We start from the raw sequence: 2569 nt of genomic DNA, 5'->3' as shown, positions 1-2569 counted from the left end.
TCGTGGACTTACAGATGCGGACTGTAATATCCTTTCCCCCGATAAGGCGGGTGGGCTCAGTACCTTTATCTGGAAGATCGTCCTTAATATCATTGAAATCGGTCTCTTTATTGCTGGATATGCTGCTCTCTTCTTTATCTTGTATGGTGGCTTCCTTTTCCTCACGGGTGGCAGTAACCCGAGTCAGATAGAAAAAGCACGCAAGTCAATCCTCAACGCGGTTATCGGATTAGTTATCTCAATCTCAGCAATCGCAATCGTTAAATTAATATTTGGAATTCTAAAATAACAGCTATGAAACAACTCCTTATGCAACTCGCCGCACCACTACTTGAGCCAGGAACCGGTCCAGGCCAAGTCGACATCCCAACAGGAGACGCTAACGTCGTTCTCGTGAATGGGCTGAACATTGCTTATTTCATTGCAGGGATGATCGCTGTGATCGTTATTATTGTCGCTGGTATTATGTATGCTACTTCTGCGGGCGACCAAGCGAGAGTTACTAAGGCCAAAAACCTCATTCTCTACTCGGTCGCTGGACTGGTCGTTATTTTGTCTGCATTTGCTATAACTAACTTCGTTACGGGGAGATTCAAATAAATGAAACAACGTATTAAACAAGTAATTATGGGTCTTGCGATTATGCTTGGCTTTGGGGTGCTTGCGCCGGCATTACCTGCTGCTGCAGTAAACGTTGATCCCCTTTCAGAAGTCTGTAAAGGATCAACCTCAACTGTCTGTGCGTCAAAGACAGACAACGTATCCGACACCGTAACAACCGTTATTAACGTGCTTCTCTTTGTTGTTGGTGTTATCTCGGTCATCATGATTATCGTGGGAGGTATTATGTATACCGTATCGACCGGTGATGCTTCGCGAATCTCAAAGGCCAAGTTTACAATTATGTACGCTGTTGCTGGCCTTGTTGTGGCCTTTCTGGCATACGCAATCGTGAACTGGGTTATCGATCGGTTTGTATAAGAGCATGACAGCTTCTTAACAAATGACGACTAATCTGCTATAAATAACGATAGATTCTACAAGAAAGGAAACCTATATAATGAAAAAAATAACAAAAAATGTGCTCGGAAGTCTGATCGTCGGATCAGTCCTCGCACTTGTCGCGGTATTCACTCCGCTGACCCCTGCTGTTTCTGCAGCTTGTGATCCTTCAGCCGGAGTCGCTGGTGGTGTCGAGTGTGGAAATACGGGTAATACACCAACGACCCTCTTTGGCGATGAGTCGATCTTCACGACCGTTGTGAACGTGCTTCTCTTCGTCATTGGTGCGATCAGCGTGATCATGTTGATTATCGGTGGTATTCGTTACGTTGTCTCGGCTGGTAACTCAACAGCAGTTACTGGTGCGAAGAATACGATCATGTACGCACTCATTGGTCTCGTTGTTGCCTTCCTGGCCTACGCAATCGTGAACTGGGTACTTGGCGCAATTACGCCTGCCTGATAATAAAGACTTGTAGATAAACTATCCCGGCACTGTCCGGGATATTTTATTGGCCTTATTTTATCTAAAAAAGAACCTTCCGCTATGGGAAGGTTCTTTTGGTGCGAATCCAGGATTATTGAACTTGGATTTTCTTTGCCTGTTCTTGTTTGATCTTGTTAAAGCTCACGGTCAGAACGCCGTCTTTGAGTACAGCCTCAACTTCGTCTTCCTTGACACTAACTGGAAGTGCGAGAGTTCGGCTGAATTCTCCCCAGTAGCATTCTTGGATGTGCCAGTTGATAGCATCGGTGTCGTCTCCACTACTCAGCGTTCCGCTAATAGTTAAGATGCCGTCGCTGATGCTGACATCAAGCTCTTCTTTGTTTACGCCTGCGGTGCGGGCTTTGACAACCAATTTTTCTTCGGTTTCGTAGACATCAACGGCCAGTTGGCCAGGAAATTCTTCTTCGCTGTCGTCCCAGCTGTCGTCTGTCGCTACTGGCGCCGGAGCGTCAGCTGATGAAAGGTCGTCGTCGCTCAAAAAAGCTGCTGCCAGTTCATCCTCAATTAGTAAATCTTCGTTTTGTTTGCGGGCCATGATATCCTCCACTTTCTCTAGGCTCATTTGACAAATAGTCCTTCGTATTATAACGGGCATATGCAGTATAATCAACCAAATGGGTAGGCAAAACGTAAAAAACACAATGATTGATAAGGTGCTTGAGTTTGTGGCTCCACACCTCTGTTCTGGGTGCGGTGAAATCGGTACTTTGCTGTGCGGCAATTGTAAAAACGACATCATTAAAAACTTATTTACTGGCTGCATTGTGTGCAGAGAGCCCAATTCCAATGGAATCTGCCCCTCCCATAAACTTTCGTATAAAAGAGCATGGGTTGTTGGACTTCGCAAGGGTGCATTACAGCGCCTTATTGGTGGGTTTAAGTTTCAAAACATGAAAGCGGGTGCTTGGTACCTCGCCGATTTGCTAGACGAGAGACTTTCTCCCTTTCCGCCCGGTACACTATTAGTCCCTATTCCTACTACTCCTGCGCATATTCGGGAGCGTGGGTACGATCACATCCTTCTCATCACCCAGTATTTGGCATCAAAAAGAGGACTTC

The 2569-nt window shown here is 45.8% G+C and carries 5 protein-coding genes and 1 pseudogene; 5 read left to right on the top strand and 1 reads right to left on the bottom strand.

Going from position 1 to position 2569, the window contains the following annotated elements; genetic code table 11:
- From M0R47_RS21765 to M0R47_RS21750, 4 genes and pseudogenes are all read left to right on the top strand, one after another.
- A pseudogene (locus M0R47_RS21765) lies at positions 1-289 on the top strand (hypothetical protein); the annotation flags it as partial.
- A 5-nt stretch (positions 290-294) separates the two neighbouring features.
- On the top strand, positions 295-600 hold the full coding sequence (locus tag M0R47_RS21760) for a hypothetical protein (protein ID WP_292558451.1): 306 nt from the start codon (positions 295-297) through the stop codon (positions 598-600).
- On the top strand, positions 601-981 hold the full coding sequence (locus M0R47_RS21755; RefSeq protein WP_292558450.1) for a pilin: 381 nt from the start codon (positions 601-603) through the stop codon (positions 979-981).
- 79 nt (positions 982-1060) lie between these two features.
- Entirely contained in the window at positions 1061-1465 is a 405-nt protein-coding gene (locus tag M0R47_RS21750; RefSeq protein WP_292558449.1) for a hypothetical protein, read from the top strand.
- A 115-nt stretch (positions 1466-1580) separates the two neighbouring features.
- Here the strand turns inward: M0R47_RS21750 and M0R47_RS21745 are convergent, their stop codons facing one another.
- Complete coding sequence (locus M0R47_RS21745; protein WP_292558448.1) at positions 1581-2045, bottom strand: Hsp20/alpha crystallin family protein; 465 nt, start codon at positions 2043-2045, stop codon at positions 1581-1583.
- Between the two features lie 106 nt (positions 2046-2151).
- Here M0R47_RS21745 and M0R47_RS21740 point away from each other — a divergent pair.
- On the top strand, positions 2152-2569 hold a 418-nt coding region (locus tag M0R47_RS21740), incomplete at its 3' end, for a hypothetical protein (RefSeq protein WP_292558447.1).

This window comes from Methylobacter sp. (genome assembly GCF_023227905.1).
GTDB lineage: Bacteria > Pseudomonadota > Gammaproteobacteria > Methylococcales > Methylomonadaceae > Methylobacter_A.
This window is presented reverse-complemented; position numbering and strand designations above follow the sequence as displayed.